The sequence below is a fragment of the Pseudomonas sp. HAR-UPW-AIA-41 genome (genome assembly GCF_002304225.1).
Classification (GTDB): Bacteria; Pseudomonadota; Gammaproteobacteria; order Pseudomonadales; family Pseudomonadaceae; genus Aquipseudomonas.
In genome coordinates this window covers 310,620-326,062 of record NZ_NSLB01000003.1, presented here as the reverse complement: position 1 = coordinate 326,062, position 15,443 = coordinate 310,620, and the positions used below count along the sequence as shown (strand labels likewise).

The window sequence follows — 15,443 nt, the reverse complement described above, 5'->3', positions numbered from 1 at the left end:
CTCAATACCGTGTCCGGTAGCCGGAGAGCAGCAACGACTGCCCCGCCGGATCGGTGACCGTGACGCTGACCGCCAGCACATCGCCGGCCGGCAGGCCATTCCAGGCCTGCGCGGCGACAGCCACCTGCACCCGGTAATCGGCCAGGGCGGCAATCGCCGCCCCCGAGGCGCTGCGTGCGCCGTTATCGCTGAGCCCGGCGTAGTCGCAAACATTGTCGAACGCCGCACGGCTGGCCGGCGGCGACGGACACTGACTGCCCGTGGCGGGATCGAGAAACGGCTGCAGGAGGATTTCTTCCAGATAGGCCTCGGCAATCGCCAGACTCTGCTGGCGTAGCAACGGATCGGCCGAGCGCCCGGTAATAGCCGCCATGGCCGAATACAGCGCCGCAGCAGCAATACCGATGATGACGATGCTGATGACCAGCTCGACCAGGGTCATGCCCTGCTGGCGGTTCATTGCCCCTGCACCAGTCCGGTTTCCGCCATCACGCTGAGGCTGAAACCACCCACAGTGGCGCTGGCGGTACCGCTCTGCGGACGACCGAGGGAATCAAACACCACAGGAAAATTGGTGACGGTAATGGCCACCCCCTGCGGCACACTGCCATTGGCCAGCGCCGCGCCATCGGCACCCGGCACAGCCAGGCTGTAGCCACCGGACGTGCAGTTGGCCGCCTGATGCACCTGATAGCCAGCTGCCTGGCTCAGGCTCACCTGAGTCAGGCAGCCAGAAGCCAGCGCCAGCTTCTGCGCGTAGCGCACAGCAGAGAGGCTTTCCTCATAGAACATGCGCTGATCGAACTGCTGCCGATCAAAGAAACGCGGCCCCACCACGGCAGCGAGAATGCCGATGATGACAATCACCATCAGCAGCTCGACCAGGGTAAAGCCGCGCGGGGGCATTACGGCGTCGCCGGGCAGGATTGTCCGGTAGCACCTGTGATCGCACTGATGGTCACGCCACTGGTGGCGGTGGTCGCTTGGGTATAAGTAAAGGAACAACCACCCAGCGCGATCGTACCGGCTGTTGCAGTGTTGAAATCAGAACTCAACTGAGCGGCCGTGATAATCGAAGCCTGAGTGGCATAGCCATGAACCAATGCGATCGACTGGCCTTCCAGTGTCACAGTCCCGGTAGCACCGGTCTGATTAGCTGCGATAGCGGCAGCATGAACAATCGCGCTGGCTGACCGCACCGAACCCAGCGCCCCATTGATGCTGGAGTAGCGCGCCTGGCCACTGAAATCGGCAAATCGCGGCAACGCAAACGCCGCCAGAATGCCAAGGATCACAATCACCATGATCAGTTCGATCAGGGTAAAACCGCTTTGCTGTTTTTTCATGGTTTGGTCCGCCTGGGTTAGTTGAAGTTGCGAGTCACTTCGCCGGTAGAGGTGTTGTACACGATGGCGTCATTGGCGCCATCGCGTTGGTAGGTGTAGGTGCAGCTGTTGGCCGGGGCAGCAGTCGCCACGTAGTCCGGGTTCGCTCCCGCAACCGTTGGTGCGCTGCCCTGCAACAGTGCGCTCCAGAGATTCTGACATTCAGCCACGCTCGGAGTGGCCACCGCAGGCGGGTTACCGCCAAGCCCCGTACCGGCTGGCCAGAAGTTAGCATTCACATCGACGGTACCGGCGCCAAAACCAGCAACGTTAATGAAGCAGTTGTTACCCGCGCAGCCAAGAATACCGCCGTTACGATTCACCTCCTGCTGCGAACGCACCAGCGTCACGGCAGAAGCCAGTCCGCCTGCAGCGCCGTTGAAGGCAGCGCGGTGTGCATCACGTGTCGAGTTGATAAAGCGAGGCAAGGCAACTGCCGCCAGGATACCGAGGATGACAATCACCACCACCAGCTCGATCAGGGTAAAACCTTTACTGTGTTTCATATCTACGTCTCAGTTTCTCAGTAATTTCGTAGTTGCCAGTTCCGCGTCGGTTACAGCTTCCAGCTCCAGAGCAAAAGCCTTACGGCCGGCTTGCATCACCGCCAAATCCTGCCGTGGCACTGCCAGCAGCCTCCATACATAGGGCATCTGCTCACGCCCCCAGCCACCGCCGGCAAACCTTGGCTGGTAGATCACCCAAGAGTGCGACGGCTGCCAATACCAGCATCCTGACTCCACAGACAACTTCTCGTCCAGTTCGCCGCAGTAGTTGTCTGGCATCCATCGCAACAATCCGAACGGATTTTGCGTGACCAAAGACTGATCTCGAACGCCATCTTTCGCCACCCATTCAGCCGAAAGATGGCTGAGGCTGGTCTGCAGATTTTCCTGAGTCGCCTGCATTGCCCTGCGCTCACTTACCTCAGCCATCTTCCAACCCCAGGAAACAAGCACTCCAACAAGAATAAGACTAGCCAATCCCCAGCCCCAGCGGCGGCTCAGGCGTACCGTGTGGATGCTGTCGTAATCGGCCCGCATCAGCGCCCCTTGGCCACCGAGCCGAGTTCCCACATCGGCAGGAACACACCCAGTGCCAGCACCAGCACCATCACACCCATGGCCACGATCAGAATCGGCTCGATGGCATCGGCCAGTTGTTTGAGGTCGTAATCCACTTCCTGTTCGTAAAAATCCGCCACTTCGACGAACAGATCGTCCAGCGCACCGGTTTCCTCGCCCACCGCCATCATCTGCAGCACCAGCGGAGTAAACAGCCCGCTGGCCGCCGCAGTCCGGGTCAGGGCCTCGCCACGCTCGACCCCCTCACGCATGGCCAGCACGGCCCGGCCGATATGCCGGTTGCCGACACTGGCGCTGTTGATCGACAGCGTCTGCAGCAGGGGCACGCCGGCGCCGTACATCATGGCGAAGGTGCGGGTAAAACGGGCCAGGGCGATACGCTCGAAGATGCCGCCGACAATCGGGATGCGCAGTTTCAGGCGATCCCAGGTCAACGCCCCCTCTTCGGTCTTGATCCACTGGAAGAAGGCATACAGGCCGCCACCCAGCAGCAGAGCCATCAGCCACCAGTAGTGCTGGAAGAACTGTGAGGTGCCGATCAGTGCGCGGGTGGCCCAGGGCAGCTCGGCCTTGAACTGCTCGAAAACCTTGGCGAACGCCGGGATCACGAACAGGTTGATCACCGCCAGCGCCACGCCCATGGCCGAGAGCACGAACAGCGGATAACGCGTGGCCTGCTTGATGCGTTTGCGCGTTTCGCGCTCCAGCTCCAGGTAGCTGGACAGCTGCTTGAAGGCGCCATCCAGCTGGCCTGTGTTCTCACCCACGCTGACCATGCTGACAAACAGGGTGTTGAATACCCGCGGATGGGCATGCAGGGCTACAGCCATGCTCTGCCCGCCTTCCAGATCGGCGCGCACCGCCTGCAGCACTTCGCGGAAATACAGGTTGCGGTTGGACTCGCCGAGCCCGGCAATGGCCCGGATGATCGGCACGCCGGCTTTGGTCAGGCTGTACATCTGCCGGCAGAAGATGATCAGCTCTTCCAGATCGACACTGCGCTTACGCAGCCGCTCGGCCAGCCAGGCCATGGCATTGTCGCCGCCACTGGCCGTCTCTTCTTCGATCTGCAACGGGGTAATTCGCTGGGCGACCAGCTCGCTGGCCACCGCATCGGCGCTATTACCCTGCAGGGAGCCGGAGACCCGCTCGCCCTGGTGGTTGCGCCCCGTATAGCGAAAACTGGCCATCAGCCGGGCAGCTCATCAGTCAGAGTGGCGCAAACCTTGAGCACTTCCTCCACCGAGGTGACGCCTGCCAGTGCGTAATCCAGCGCGCAGGCGGCCAGCGGACGGTAGTGCGGGTTGCGCTGGGCGGCCTCGGCAAAGCTCTGCGGATCATTGCGGCGCAACGCCGCGATCATCGGCTCATCCATCTCCAGCAGCTCGTAAACACCGATGCGCCCCTGATAGCCACTGTTGTGGCACTGATGGCAACCGGCGCCCAGCTTGAACGTGCGACCGGCCAGAGAGCCGCCGTGCAGACGCTCCAGCCAAAGCAGTTGCTGTGGCTCGGGCACATGCTCTTCCATGCAGTTCTCGCACACCCGACGCACCAGACGCTGGGCCAGTACGGCATTCAGGGCGCTGGCCACCAGGAAGGGCTCGGCGCCCATGTCGATCAGGCGCATAGCTGAGGTCTGCGCATCGTTGGTGTGCAGGGTGGACAGCACCAGGTGACCGGTGAGAGCGGCGCGCAGGCCGATCTCGGCGGTTTCCTGATCGCGCATCTCGCCCACCAGTACGATGTCCGGGTCCTGACGCAGGGCGGCGCGCAGCACGCGGGCGAAGCTCAGGTCGATCTTGGCATTGACCTGCACCTGATTGACCCGCGGCAGGCGGTATTCCACCGGGTCTTCCACGGTGATGATCTTCTTTTCCGGGCTGTTCAGTTCGGAAAGCCCGGCGTACAGCGTGGTGGTCTTACCTGAACCGGTCGGGCCGGTGACCAGCACCATGCCGTAGGGGCGCTGCAGCAGGCGGCGAAAACGCGCCAGCAGGTCGGCCGGCATGCCACTGGCGTCCAGATGGAAGATCCCGGCGCTCTGATCCAGCAGACGCATCACCACCGACTCGCCGAACTGCACCGGCATGGTCGAGACCCGCACATCCAGGCTGCGGTTCTTCACCCGGATATTGAAACGGCCGTCCTGCGGCAGGCGCTTCTCGGAGATATCCAGGCCGGACATGATCTTCAGGCGCATCACCAGCGCCGAGGCCACCCGCGCCTCCTTCATCACCTGCTCGCTGAGCACGCCGTCGATACGCTGACGGATGCGCACCACGCCCTCGTCCGGCTCGATGTGAATGTCCGAGGCCTTCATCTGCACCGCATCCTCGAACAGCGTCTGCAGCAGACGCACCACCGGCGCCTCGCTGGTGTTGTCGGCGCCCAGCTTGGAAAGGTCGAAGTCGCTGTCCTGCAGCTCGCCTTCCAGCTCGCCGGCAATCGAGGCGATTTCGCTGGTGCGCCGGTAGACCAGATCGAGGGTGGCCAGGAGTTCCGCCTCGCGCACCACCGCCGGCAGCACGCGGGTCTTGAGAATGCGCTCCATCTCGTCGAGGGCGAACAGGTCCAGCGGGTCGGACATGCCGACCAGCAGACCGCCGCCCTCGCGGGTCAGGACGATGGCGCGGAAACGCCGCGCCACGGCCTCGGGCAGGCTCTGCACGAGGTTCTGGTCGAACTTGAAGTGACGCAGTTCGATAAACGGAATCTGCAGCTGCTCGGACAAGGCGGTGAGCAGCTTGACCTCGCTGACCAGGCCCATGTCGATCACCGCGCGACCGAGCTTGGAGCCGGTGCGTTTCTGCTCCTGCAGCGCCTGTTGCAACTGCAGCTCGCTGATCAGGCCGGCCTGCACCAGCAGGTCGCCGATGCGCACCTTGCGCTGGCGGACTTCCTCGCTCATGGCTGACCTCCGAGTGTCTGTGCGCGGCTGATGGCAAAGCGCCGGGCGCCGTCATCCAGGCCCTGGCCGCGCAGCGCCAGCTGATAATACTGGGCGGCCTGCTGCGGCTGCTCCAGCTGCTCCAGGGCGATGGCTAGCCCCAGTTGCCAGGGTGCCTGCTGCGGGCGCAGATCAACCAGTTGGCGATAGACCTCGGCACTCTCGCGCCACTGCCCGGTCTGCTGATAGGTCGCCGCGAGCAGGGCGTGATAGCCGGGGTCGCGGGCCAGCAGCGGACGCCGCTGCGCCAGTGTGGCCACCGCCGCCTGGGTCTGTCCGCTCTGCAGTTGGGCGCGGGCCAGAAGTATGCGCAGTTCGCTGTCATCGCCCACCTGAGCCAGCTGGGCCGGTAACCAGCCCAGCAGCTTGCCCTGCTGGCCGGCCCCCAGGTAGGCGCGCGCCAGCAGGCGGATGGTGTCGGCATCGCGCGGTTGCTGGCGGTGCACACGCTCCAGTTGCTCCACGGCGCCGGCGTAATCCTGATCGAGCATGGCCTGGCGCGCCTCGGCCAGCGGATCGGCCGGCCGCGCGGTGATGCTGACCTGCGGCCGCGCCGCGGGCGCAGGCTGGCTGACCGGTTCAGAGCGAACCTGCCAGGCCGGGTTTTCCGCAGGCGCGGTGCTTTCTTCTTCGGCGGCGGGCAAGGCAGTCAGATCGACCTGCTCGGCCGGCGTAGCCAGCATCTGCGCCTCCAGCCACAACTGCCAGCGAGCCCCGGCGGGCTCCAGACGGTCGCTGACCTGCAGCTGATCGCCCAGACCGACCAGCAGCACCAGCACGTCGTTGCCCTGGGGCTCCACGCGCCAGGAGAGGCTGCGACCATCCTGCTGCAGACGCCCGTTGCGCGGCTCACCCGAAAGGCGCAGACCGGGCAGACGCAGGCTGACCGCACCACTCTCGTCGGTACGCTGGTAGGCCACCGACTGATCCAGCAGCAGCTGCAGCACAAAACGCCCGTTGACGTGTTGCGGCAATATCTCCAGCACCTGCGGCGCGGCCACCGCTGCCACGGGAGTCGGATCGGCCAGCACCGGGCCTTCAGGCGTGCGGCCGACGATACGACCGATCATCAGTCCGACCAGCAGACCCGTGAGAATCACCGCACTGAGGAAGATCGAACCCAGGCGCAGACGGCGGTTGCGTTCGCGCCGGCGCGCGCCCTCCTCGTCCACCGCATACAGACCTTCCAGCGGCACCCGCTCGCTCGGCGCCGCACGCCGGGCATCAAGGTCACGCAGCATATCGTTGACCAGACTCATGACCACCACCCCGACCACTGTTTCAGCCACGGCCAGGCGCCCAAGAGCACCGCAACCGACAGCGTGCCTGCCGCCAGCCCAAGGCTGAGCCAGCGCGGCGACCAGTGCCGGAACGGCTGTGCCCCCTCGGTATCGGCCATGGCACGGCGTACATGACTGGCCGCCACCTGCCGGCTGCCATCACCAAAGGCGGCCATCAGCGACTTGTGCGCCAGGATGTTCAGCAGGCGGGGAATACCACTGCTGCCCCGCACCAGCAGGCGTATGGCACGCGGCGCGAACAGTGGCTCGCCACGGTAACCGGCCACCGCCAGACGCTCCTGCAGGTAGCGCTGGGTATCGCGCACATCCAGCGGGCGCAGGCGATAGGAAAAGGTGATGCGCTGCAGCAGCTGGCGGAACTCATGTCGGGCCAGGGTGGCATCCAGCTCGGGCTGACCAAACAGCACCACCTGCAGCAGTTTGCGCTGCTCGGTTTCCAGATTGGTCAGCAGACGCAACGCCTCCAGGGTTTCTGCCGGCAGGGCCTGCGCCTCGTCGATCAGCAGCACACAGCTCTTGCCAGCCGCTGCCAGCTCGATCAGACGGATTTGCAGGGCATCCAGCAGGGCGTGGTCCTGCAGGTTGTCGACACCCTCGATACGCAGCTCGCGGGCCAGCGCCTGACGCAGCTCCAGCGGGCTCAGGCAGGGATTGGGCAGGTAGGCCAGCTGGTAGCGCTCGCCATCCAGCAGGTTGAGCAGCGCGCGACACAGCAGGGTCTTGCCGGTGCCGACTTCACCCGTGACCTTGATGAAGCCCTCACCCTCGCCCAGCGCCACGCGCAGGAGGTTGAGGCAGGCCTGATAGGGCGCCAGCTGAACCAGAAACTCGGTATTCGGAGTCAGCGCGAAGGGTTTCTCGCGCAGGCCGAAGAACGCCTCGTACATGGGCTATCTCAGCTCCTTGAAGGCAGCTGCACTCTTCTGGATCTCGTTGATCCAGGTCTCGTCGCTGACCACCTGCGGACGCAGCAGAATCACCAGTTCGCTCTTGCGCAGATCCTTGGACTGCTGCTTGAACATCGGGCCGATCAGCGGCAGCTGGGATGCCCACGGCAGCTTGGCATCGATGTTCTGGTTGGTGTTCTGCAGCAGGCCGCCGATCACCACCACCTGACCACTGCGGGCTCGCACAATGGAGTCGGACTGGCGGGTGGTGGACAGTGCCAGCGGCAGGTTGAACTCGTTGTCCTCGCCGCCCAGGGTGATGGTCTTGTTCTGGTCCTGCACGCGGCTGACCGATGGCCGCACGTGCAGAGTGATGTCGTCGTGCTCGTCGATCTGCGGCGTGACGTCCAGGGAAATGCCGGAGAAGAACGGCGTCAGGGTGATGTCCAGGTCCGGTGCGGTGGTGCCGCCGGCCAGAGTGGTGGTGGTGGTCGACACGTCGGTGACAAAGAACTCGTCGGTGCCGACCTTGATCACCGCCTTCTGATTGTTCAGCGTGGAGATCCGCGGGCTCGACAGCACGCGCACATCCCCCTGGGTTTCCAGCAGCTGGATCACTCCTTCGAAGTTGCCGAAGTCAAAACTGCCGGTAAAGGTACCGCCCACCCCGGTCGGGCCGCTGATCGGGTTGGTCGGGGTGTTCAGACCATCCAGACCCGGAATGAAGCTGCCGAGGCCGATCGCCTTCTGCCCGGAGATGTAGGTCCAGTTGACCCCGGCCTGGAACTGGTCATTCAGATCGACCTCGATGATCTTGGTTTCCAGGATGACCTGGCGCTGCAGATTGCGCTGGGCCATGCGCAGGAAGGCCTCGACGTTCTGCTGGTCGCGGCTGTTGGCGCGTACCACCAGCAGGCCGGCCTGCGGGTTGACCACCACACTGTTGCCCGGCTCCTCACCGACGATCATCTCCACCACCTTGCGCACCTCGGCCCAGAAATCCACCGAACTGGTGGTACTCAGGTGGCTGGCGCTGAGCGTCGAGGAACTGGTGCTGGTGGTGGTTTCGGTACCCGTGCTGTCGGTACTGTTGCTGTTGGTCACCTCTCCGGAGCTGACCCGGGTATCGGTGGTGCCCTGACGCTGGATATTCAGGTAGTTGAGATCGTAGGACTGGGTCACCGGCTGGTTCGGCAGAATCTGGTAGCCATAGCTGGTCTTGCGGAAGTCATAGCCATAGCTGTCACGCACGGCCGCCAGCACTTCCTCCAGAGTCACGTTGCGCAGGCTGAAGGTGATGTTGCCCTGAATCTCCGGATGCACCACCAGATTCTTACCGGCGCCGTCCATCAGGCTGAGGAAGAAGTCGCGGGCCGGCATGTCCTTGGCCGCCACATCGAAGCGCGGACCACTGGCCAGGGCACGGTCCATTTCCAGCGGAGGCAGCAAGGCAGCCTGCACCGAGGGCGGCGGCGCGACCTTGGCTTTACTCTGCTGCAGGCTCTCATCGAGCATGCTGTTGCTCTGCTGGTAAAGCTGGTCGTCGCCATCCTTGAAGGTCTGGCAGGCGCTCAGCAGGCACAACAGGCTGAGCAGGCCGAGGGACGGCAGGGCACGAGTATTCATCGACATCATCGGCTCGGTTTGACTATGGGTTCGGCCAGGCGCAGCAATTCCTGCTGCCTCTGGCGCTCGATCAGTACGGCACGCGGGTAGATGGCCTTGAGCCGGGAGGTTCCCAGCTGCTCACCCACCTTCAGGCTCTGGCCATTGATCACGGCACGCTGGCCATGACTGCCGCGAATGATGGCCTGCAGCTGCAGCGTCTGGGCTGCCTCCTGCGGCGAAGCGCTATGCCCCTGCGGCGGCATGGTCGGGTCGAGCGCGGCCAGCGCCGGCAGGCAGCACAGCACTGCAAGTAGGCTCAACAAGGCTCTAGACACCGACCCACCCCGCTTGCCGGCTGAGGGTATACAGCTCCAGACGAATGCTCGCCCGGCCACTGCCGCCGGCATCCACCTGATAGTCCAGTTGCTGCCAGTGCAGACGCCAGCCCGTGGCCTGCACGGCCTGCAGATAAGCGATCAACTCGAAGTAGCCGCCTTCCAGCGTCAGGCGCACGCCATGACGGTACAGACTGACCGCCGGCGCAACCGCCTTTTCATCCTTGGCGGACTCCGCCTCACCCGGCACTTCCAGCGGCGCGGAAAAACTTTCCACTGCCATCAGGTTCAGCCCCGGCTGGGCACGCAGCAGGTCCTCAAGCACCCGGCGCATGGTTGGCGGATCGATCAGCGCGGCAGTCTCGTGATCGATGCCATCCAGCAGGCGTTCATGTTCAGCCTGCGCCAGCAGCAGGCTGCTGCGCATGCCCAGGTTGGGATCCTGCTCGCGCTTGCGCTGCAACTCGGCGCGCTGCGCCTGAGCTTCCAGCAGTCGCGCCTTGGCCCCCTCCAGCTGGCCATTGAGCTGTTTCTGGCGCAGCGCCAGGGGATCGGCCACCAGCAGCACATAAAGCATTCCAAGCAAGGCAAACCCCACCCCGAGAGTCAGCCACTGCTCACGCGGCACCATGGCCTGCCAACGCTGCAACAAGGCTTTCATGGCTGTTTCTCCTGATCAGCCGCCTGCGAGGACAGGACAAAATCGAAGGGTTCAGCGGCCGTGCGCTTGGCACTGAAATGGGCAAACTGACGGCCCTTGAACGCCGGCGCCTGCCCCAGCGCCTGCAGGTAGCTCGGCAATGCCTGCTGATCGCTACTACGCCCTTCCAGACGCAGGTGGCGACCTCCATCGGTAAAGGCAATCCGGGTCAACCACAGCCCCTGCTCCGGATGCTGCTCGGACAGGGCAACCAGCGGATCAGCAAAACCCTGCTGGTGCTGCAGGGCCAACAGCCGCAGGTAATCGGCAAGACGCTGAAGCTGGCGGTTACGCTCTTGCGCAGATGCCACCTGCAGGGGCAATTGCGGATCAAGCTGCGGTTCGCGAAACACCGCCTGTTCGCCAGCCAGCAGTTGCTCCTCGCTCTGCGCCAGCGCCTCGGCCTGTTGCAGTTGCGCCTGCAGATCACGCACCTGCCACAACTGCCAGCCGCCATGCAGCAGTGCCAGTCCAAACGCTACCAGCAATGCCTGGAGCATATGACGCGGCCGCGGGCCGGTCTGCCGGCGGCGCTGATGCTGATAGAGGTTGAGGTTCTGCATCAGCTGTTCTCCTGACGCAGAGCCGCGCCGACGGCCGCCAGACAGTAAGCCTGTTCGCGCTCATCGAGCAGCGGCACGTCGTCACCGAACAGGTCTTCCAGACTCAGACGCTGCAGATTCACCGCCAGCCCGCCCGCCAGAGCCTGCATGGCCTGCTCGCCGTCGCGTTTCATCGGCAACAGCAGCAAACGGGTGATATACCCTTTGCCCAACTGGCTCTCGAAATAATCCAGGGAGCGCTGCACTTCCAGGGTGATCGCGGAGTAATTGCCTTCAGCACGCTCGATGCCCTGTTCAATACGCCGAGCCATGTACAGATCGGCGCCGTTCTGCACACTGATCAGGCCTTCGCTGGAGCGCAGGCGCAGCAGCGCCAGATTGATGCCCGCCGCCCCGGCCTGCAGGCCAAGGTTACGGAAGGCCATCTCGGTAATATCGATCGACTGCAGCCTGAGCCCGGCCTGACGCAACAGACGTGCAATCTGCTCCATCTGCTGTTTTTCCAGCACGGCGCAATAGGCCATGCGCGAACGCCCGCGATAGGCATCGGCGGGCAATGCGATCAGATCGGTGACAACGGTATCCAGAGGTTGGCTGATCAGGTCCTTGAGGCGCCAGCGCATGGCGTCGCGCAACTCGTCCTCGGGCACGTCGGGACAATCGAGCAAGAGCAACTGATAACTGGCAGGGTGAAGCAGGAAGTTAACCTCGGCGCCCTGCAGTTGCAGCTCCTGCACCCAGTCTTTGAGCACCTGAGCTTGCTCGGCTGGAGCAGCCGCTTTGAACAAACAACGAATCAGTCGGGCGCGCCCATCGACATCGCGCTCAACCTGAGCCAAAGCAATACCTTCCGGGCCAGTTTCAAGCCCGATCAGCCCTTGCGGCGTCTGCTTTTTCTTATTCAGCCATCCGAGCAACGCCTTCCCCTTAAAACCTTCAAGTAGCAGGCAATCCGTTGTTGCCGCCCGACAAACTGTGCAAGCGCGGTAAAATGCCGTATCCGACTCTTTCCCTGAGCCTAATCATGTTCCATGTTGTGCTGTTCGAGCCCGAGATCCCACCCAACACGGGCAATGTCATCCGCCTGTGCGCCAACACCGGTTGCCAGTTACATCTGGTCGGACCACTGGGCTTCGAACTGGATGACAAACGACTACGTCGCGCCGGCCTGGATTACCACGAATACACCACGCTAAAGCGCCACGCGAGCCTTGCTGACTGTATAGCAGATATCGGTACTGGCCGACTAATGGCCTTTACTACCAAAGGCAGTCACAACTATGCAGAAGTTCAGTTCCAGGCCGGGGACATTTTCCTTTTCGGCCCGGAAAGCCGAGGCCTGCCCGCCGAGATTCTCGACAGCCTGCCGGCCGAACAACGCCTACGCCTGCCCATGCGCCCGGGCGGTCGCAGCCTGAACCTGTCCAATGCCGTGGCGGTCACCGTCTACGAGGCCTGGCGACAGAACGGCTTCCGCTAATGGCAAGACAATAAAAAAGCGCCCCTCGGGGCGCTTTTTTCATGCACTGCTTAGAGCCTGTTTACGATCTCGCGAGCTAGAGCCAGACAAGGCTGTTTTAACGCCGTATGGCCGACGCGCAGCAGATCGTACACAGGTTCTTAGGCGTTGCCGGCAGCTTGCATGCGCGACAGCTCCTGAGCGTACAGGGCGTCGAAGTTCACCGGAGCCAGCATCAGTGCCGGGAACGAGCCGCGCACTACCAGGCTGTCCAGCGCTTCGCGCGCATAGGGGAACAGCAGGTTCGGGCAGAAGGCGCCCAGGGTGTGGCTCATGGAAGCGGCGTCCAGGCCCTTGATCAGGAAGATGCCGGCCTGCTGCACTTCGGCGATGAAGGCGGTTTCTTCGCCGTTCTTCACGGTCACGGACACAGTCAGAACGATCTCGTGGAAATCACCTTCCAGCTGGCGCTGACGGGTATTCAGATCCAGAGCGACGCTCGGGGTCCACTCCTGACGGAAAATTTCCGGGCTCTTGGGCGCTTCGAAGGACAGGTCCTTCACATAGATGCGCTGCAGGGAGAATTGCGGGTTTTGCGCTTCTTGGGCGCCTTGGGTTTCTTCGGTCATGGCTGAGCCTTGCTGTGCGTTATTAGTAGAGTTAGCCGACTATCGAAAACAACCTGCTAGTCAGCCAGCAGCGCGTCCAGCTTGCCGGCGCGCTCCAGGGCATGCAGATCGTCGCAACCACCCACATGGGCGCTGCCGATCCAGATTTGCGGCACCGAGGTCTTGCCCGCCTTGCGGACCATCTCGGCGCGTACATCGGGCTTGCCGTCGACGCTGATCTCGTCGAAGGCCACGCCCTTGCGTTGCAACAACTGCTTGGCGCGCATGCAGTAACCGCATATCGCGCTGGTGTAGATGAGTACCGGCTTCATCACTTGACCACAGGCAGGCTGTCGGCACGCCAGGTGGCAATGCCGCCGCCCAGGCGGGCCACGGTGTAGCCGGCCTTCTTCAGCTCACGGCATACGCTGCCGGCATGCTGACCCATGGCGTCGACCACGATGATGGTCTTGGCCTTGTGCTTCTCCAGCTCGACCATGCGCTCGGCCAGCTTGTCGAAGGGAATATTCAGCGCATCGACGATATGGCCGGTGCCGAAATCCTTGTGCGTACGCACATCCAGCACCACGCCCTGATCGCTGTTGACCAGCGCGGTCAGTTCACGGCTGCTCAGGCTGCGCCCGGCGCGGCGCAGTTCGTGAGCAATCAGCAGGCCGAGCAGCACGGCGAAAGCCAGGCTCAATTCATAGTGGTTAGAGGCAAATTCAATCAGCTTGGCGAGCATCACAAGGATCCACAGCGTTAAAATGGCGGCCAGTATACACAGGGGCATTAGTCGGCCAAACCCCGCCCGGCGGTGACGCTCGGAGCACTTGGCTATAAAATGCCCGGCCTTTTTCCGCCCATCCGCCTTGCGAGTCCGCCCCTATGAGCGCCACGCCCTCTCCGCTGGTCCTGATCATCCTCGACGGTTTCGGCCATAGCGACAGCCCCGAGTACAACGCTATCTACGCGGCCAAGACGCCGGTCTACGACCGACTGCGCGCCACTCAGCCGCACGGCCTGATCTCGGGCTCGGGCATGGACGTCGGCCTGCCGGACGGCCAGATGGGCAACTCCGAGGTCGGCCACATGAACCTCGGCGCCGGCCGCGTGGTGTACCAGGACTTCACCCGGGTCACCAAGGCGATCCGCGACGGCGAGTTCTTCGAGAATGCCGAAATTACCCGCGCGGTCGACCAGGCCGTGGGCGCCGGCAAGGCCGTACACATTCTCGGCCTGCTCTCCGACGGCGGCGTGCACAGCCACCAGGATCACCTGGTCGCCATGGCCGAACTGGCCGCCAAGCGTGGCGCCGAGAAGATCTACCTGCATGCCTTCCTCGACGGCCGCGACACCCCGCCGAAATCGGCCCAGCCGTCCATCGAGCTGCTCGACGCCACCTTCGCCAAGCTGGGCAAGGGTCGCATCGCCAGCCTCACCGGCCGCTACTTCGCCATGGACCGCGACAACCGCTGGGACCGCGTCGAGCAGGCCTATAACCTGATCGTCGACGGCAAGGGCGAATCCAATGCCGCCAGCGCCGTAGAAGGGCTCAACGCCGCCTACGAGCGCGGTGAGAGCGACGAGTTCGTCAAAGCCACCACCATCGGCGAGCCAGTGAAAGTCGAAGATGGCGATGCCATCGTCTTCATGAATTTCCGCGCCGACCGTGCCCGCGAGCTGACCCGCGCCTTCGTCGAGCCCGACTTCAGCGAGTTCCAGCGTCAGCGCGTGCCGCAACTGGCCGGTTTCGTCATGCTCACCCAGTACGCCGCCAGCATCCCGGCGCCCAGCGCCTACAAGCCGGAAGCGCTGACCAACGTGCTCGGCGAATACCTGGCGAAGAACGGCAAAACCCAGCTGCGCATCGCCGAAACCGAGAAGTACGCCCACGTCACCTTCTTTTTCTCCGGCGGCCGCGAAGAGCCGTTCGAGGGCGAAGAACGCATCCTGATTCCGTCGCCGAACGTCGCCACCTACGACATGAAGCCGGAAATGAGCGCGCCGGAAGTCACCGACCGCATCGTCGAGGCCATCGAAAACCGCCACTATGACGTGATTATCGTCAACTACGCCAACGGCGACATGGTCGGCCACACCGGTGTGTTCGAAGCGGCGGTCAAGGCTGTGGAAACCCTCGACACCTGCGTTGGCCGCATCGTCGAGGCACTGGACAAGGTCGGCGGCGAAGCCCTGATCACCGCCGACCACGGCAACGTCGAGCAGATGGAAGACGAGTGCACCGGCCAGGCGCATACCGCGCACACCTGCGAGCCGGTGCCCTTCATTTATGTGGGCAAGCGCCCGGCAACCATCCGCGAAGGCGGCGTGCTGGCCGACGTGGCACCGACCCTGCTGACCCTGATGGGCCTGCCGATCCCGCCGGAAATGACCGGCAAGTCGATCATCCGCCTCGGCTAGTCGGCGATTGAAAAACGTTGGCGAGGCCGCCAGCGCAAGGCAAAAACAGGCGAGAAAGCGCAGTTTACGAGTGGTAAATGAGCATTTTGAGCCTGTTTTTAACGCAGCGATGGCAACGCAGATAGTTTTTCAACCGCT

General features: G+C 63.3%; 19 protein-coding genes. 2 read left to right on the top strand and 17 right to left on the bottom strand.

Annotated features, from left to right (window positions below):
- Position 1: 1 nt before the first annotated feature.
- The 14 genes from CK486_RS08890 to CK486_RS08825 are packed head-to-tail and all read right to left on the bottom strand — an operon-like array spanning position 2 to position 11,731.
- Positions 2–460 (bottom strand): prepilin-type N-terminal cleavage/methylation domain-containing protein, encoded by a 459-nt coding sequence (locus tag CK486_RS08890; RefSeq protein WP_095939929.1) that lies wholly within the window; start codon positions 458–460, stop codon positions 2–4.
- A complete protein-coding gene (locus tag CK486_RS08885) occupies positions 457–906 on the bottom strand; it encodes a type II secretion system protein (protein ID WP_095939928.1) in 450 nt (149 codons plus the stop codon). The genes CK486_RS08890 and CK486_RS08885 overlap by 4 nt, the downstream gene beginning before the upstream one ends.
- On the bottom strand, positions 906–1,346 hold the full coding sequence (locus CK486_RS08880) for a type II secretion system protein (RefSeq protein ID WP_095939927.1): 441 nt from the start codon (positions 1,344–1,346) through the stop codon (positions 906–908). Before CK486_RS08880 ends, CK486_RS08885 begins: the two co-directional genes overlap by 1 nt.
- Positions 1,347–1,363: 17 nt before the next feature.
- Positions 1,364–1,891 carry a type II secretion system protein gene (locus tag CK486_RS18400; RefSeq protein ID WP_095939926.1) on the bottom strand — a complete coding sequence of 176 codons (528 nt, stop codon included), beginning with the start codon at positions 1,889–1,891 and terminating at the stop codon, positions 1,364–1,366.
- Positions 1,892–1,900: 9 nt separating this feature from the next.
- A complete protein-coding gene (locus tag CK486_RS08870) occupies positions 1,901–2,428 on the bottom strand; it encodes a hypothetical protein (RefSeq protein WP_095939925.1) in 528 nt (175 codons plus the stop codon).
- Positions 2,428–3,660, bottom strand: a complete 1,233-nt coding sequence (locus CK486_RS08865; protein WP_095939924.1) for a type II secretion system F family protein — start codon at positions 3,658–3,660, stop codon at positions 2,428–2,430. The genes CK486_RS08870 and CK486_RS08865 overlap by 1 nt, the downstream gene beginning before the upstream one ends.
- Positions 3,660–5,381: a GspE/PulE family protein gene (locus CK486_RS08860; protein ID WP_095939923.1), complete on the bottom strand. Its 1,722-nt coding sequence runs from the start codon at positions 5,379–5,381 to the stop codon at positions 3,660–3,662. Before CK486_RS08860 ends, CK486_RS08865 begins: the two co-directional genes overlap by 1 nt.
- A complete protein-coding gene (locus tag CK486_RS08855; RefSeq protein WP_256574391.1) occupies positions 5,378–6,709 on the bottom strand; it encodes a lipopolysaccharide assembly protein LapB in 1,332 nt (443 codons plus the stop codon). Before CK486_RS08855 ends, CK486_RS08860 begins: the two co-directional genes overlap by 4 nt.
- Positions 6,676–7,608, bottom strand: coding sequence for an ExeA family protein (locus tag CK486_RS08850; protein ID WP_095939922.1), 933 nt, complete (start codon positions 7,606–7,608; stop codon positions 6,676–6,678). Before CK486_RS08850 ends, CK486_RS08855 begins: the two co-directional genes overlap by 34 nt.
- Positions 7,609–7,611: 3 nt before the next feature.
- Positions 7,612–9,240, bottom strand: a complete 1,629-nt coding sequence (gene mshL / locus CK486_RS08845; RefSeq protein ID WP_256574390.1) for a pilus (MSHA type) biogenesis protein MshL — start codon at positions 9,238–9,240, stop codon at positions 7,612–7,614.
- Positions 9,240–9,536 carry a Type II secretory pathway component gene (locus tag CK486_RS08840; RefSeq protein WP_256574389.1) on the bottom strand — a complete coding sequence of 99 codons (297 nt, stop codon included), beginning with the start codon at positions 9,534–9,536 and terminating at the stop codon, positions 9,240–9,242. The genes mshL and CK486_RS08840 overlap by 1 nt, the downstream gene beginning before the upstream one ends.
- Before the next feature lie 7 nt (positions 9,537–9,543).
- A complete protein-coding gene (gene gspM / locus CK486_RS08835; protein WP_095939921.1) occupies positions 9,544–10,212 on the bottom strand; it encodes a type II secretion system protein GspM in 669 nt (222 codons plus the stop codon).
- Positions 10,209–10,814: a PilN domain-containing protein gene (locus tag CK486_RS08830; protein WP_095939920.1), complete on the bottom strand. Its 606-nt coding sequence runs from the start codon at positions 10,812–10,814 to the stop codon at positions 10,209–10,211. Before CK486_RS08830 ends, gspM begins: the two co-directional genes overlap by 4 nt.
- Positions 10,814–11,731 (bottom strand): MSHA biogenesis protein MshI, encoded by a 918-nt coding sequence (locus tag CK486_RS08825; protein WP_095939919.1) that lies wholly within the window; start codon positions 11,729–11,731, stop codon positions 10,814–10,816. The genes CK486_RS08830 and CK486_RS08825 overlap by 1 nt, the downstream gene beginning before the upstream one ends.
- A gap of 107 nt (positions 11,732–11,838) precedes the next feature.
- On the opposite strand from CK486_RS08825, the gene trmL reads away from it, so the two are divergent.
- On the top strand, positions 11,839–12,294 hold the full coding sequence (gene trmL / locus CK486_RS08820) for a tRNA (uridine(34)/cytosine(34)/5-carboxymethylaminomethyluridine(34)-2'-O)-methyltransferase TrmL (protein WP_095939918.1): 456 nt from the start codon (positions 11,839–11,841) through the stop codon (positions 12,292–12,294).
- Between the two features lie 140 nt (positions 12,295–12,434).
- On the opposite strand, the gene secB is transcribed toward trmL, so the two are convergent.
- From secB to CK486_RS08805, 3 genes are read right to left on the bottom strand one after another with little or no spacing between them, the layout of a single operon-like run.
- Positions 12,435–12,902 carry a protein-export chaperone SecB gene (gene secB, locus CK486_RS08815; RefSeq protein WP_095939917.1) on the bottom strand — a complete coding sequence of 156 codons (468 nt, stop codon included), beginning with the start codon at positions 12,900–12,902 and terminating at the stop codon, positions 12,435–12,437.
- Between the two features lie 56 nt (positions 12,903–12,958).
- Complete coding sequence (gene grxC, locus CK486_RS08810) at positions 12,959–13,213, bottom strand: glutaredoxin 3 (RefSeq protein WP_095939916.1); 255 nt, start codon at positions 13,211–13,213, stop codon at positions 12,959–12,961.
- Positions 13,213–13,626 carry a rhodanese-like domain-containing protein gene (locus tag CK486_RS08805; RefSeq protein ID WP_095939915.1) on the bottom strand — a complete coding sequence of 138 codons (414 nt, stop codon included), beginning with the start codon at positions 13,624–13,626 and terminating at the stop codon, positions 13,213–13,215. The genes grxC and CK486_RS08805 overlap by 1 nt, the downstream gene beginning before the upstream one ends.
- A 143-nt stretch (positions 13,627–13,769) precedes the next feature.
- Between CK486_RS08805 and gpmI the strand changes: the two genes are divergently transcribed.
- Entirely contained in the window at positions 13,770–15,305 is a 1,536-nt protein-coding gene (gene gpmI / locus CK486_RS08800; RefSeq protein ID WP_095939914.1) for a 2,3-bisphosphoglycerate-independent phosphoglycerate mutase, read from the top strand.
- Positions 15,306–15,443 lie beyond the last annotated feature (138 nt).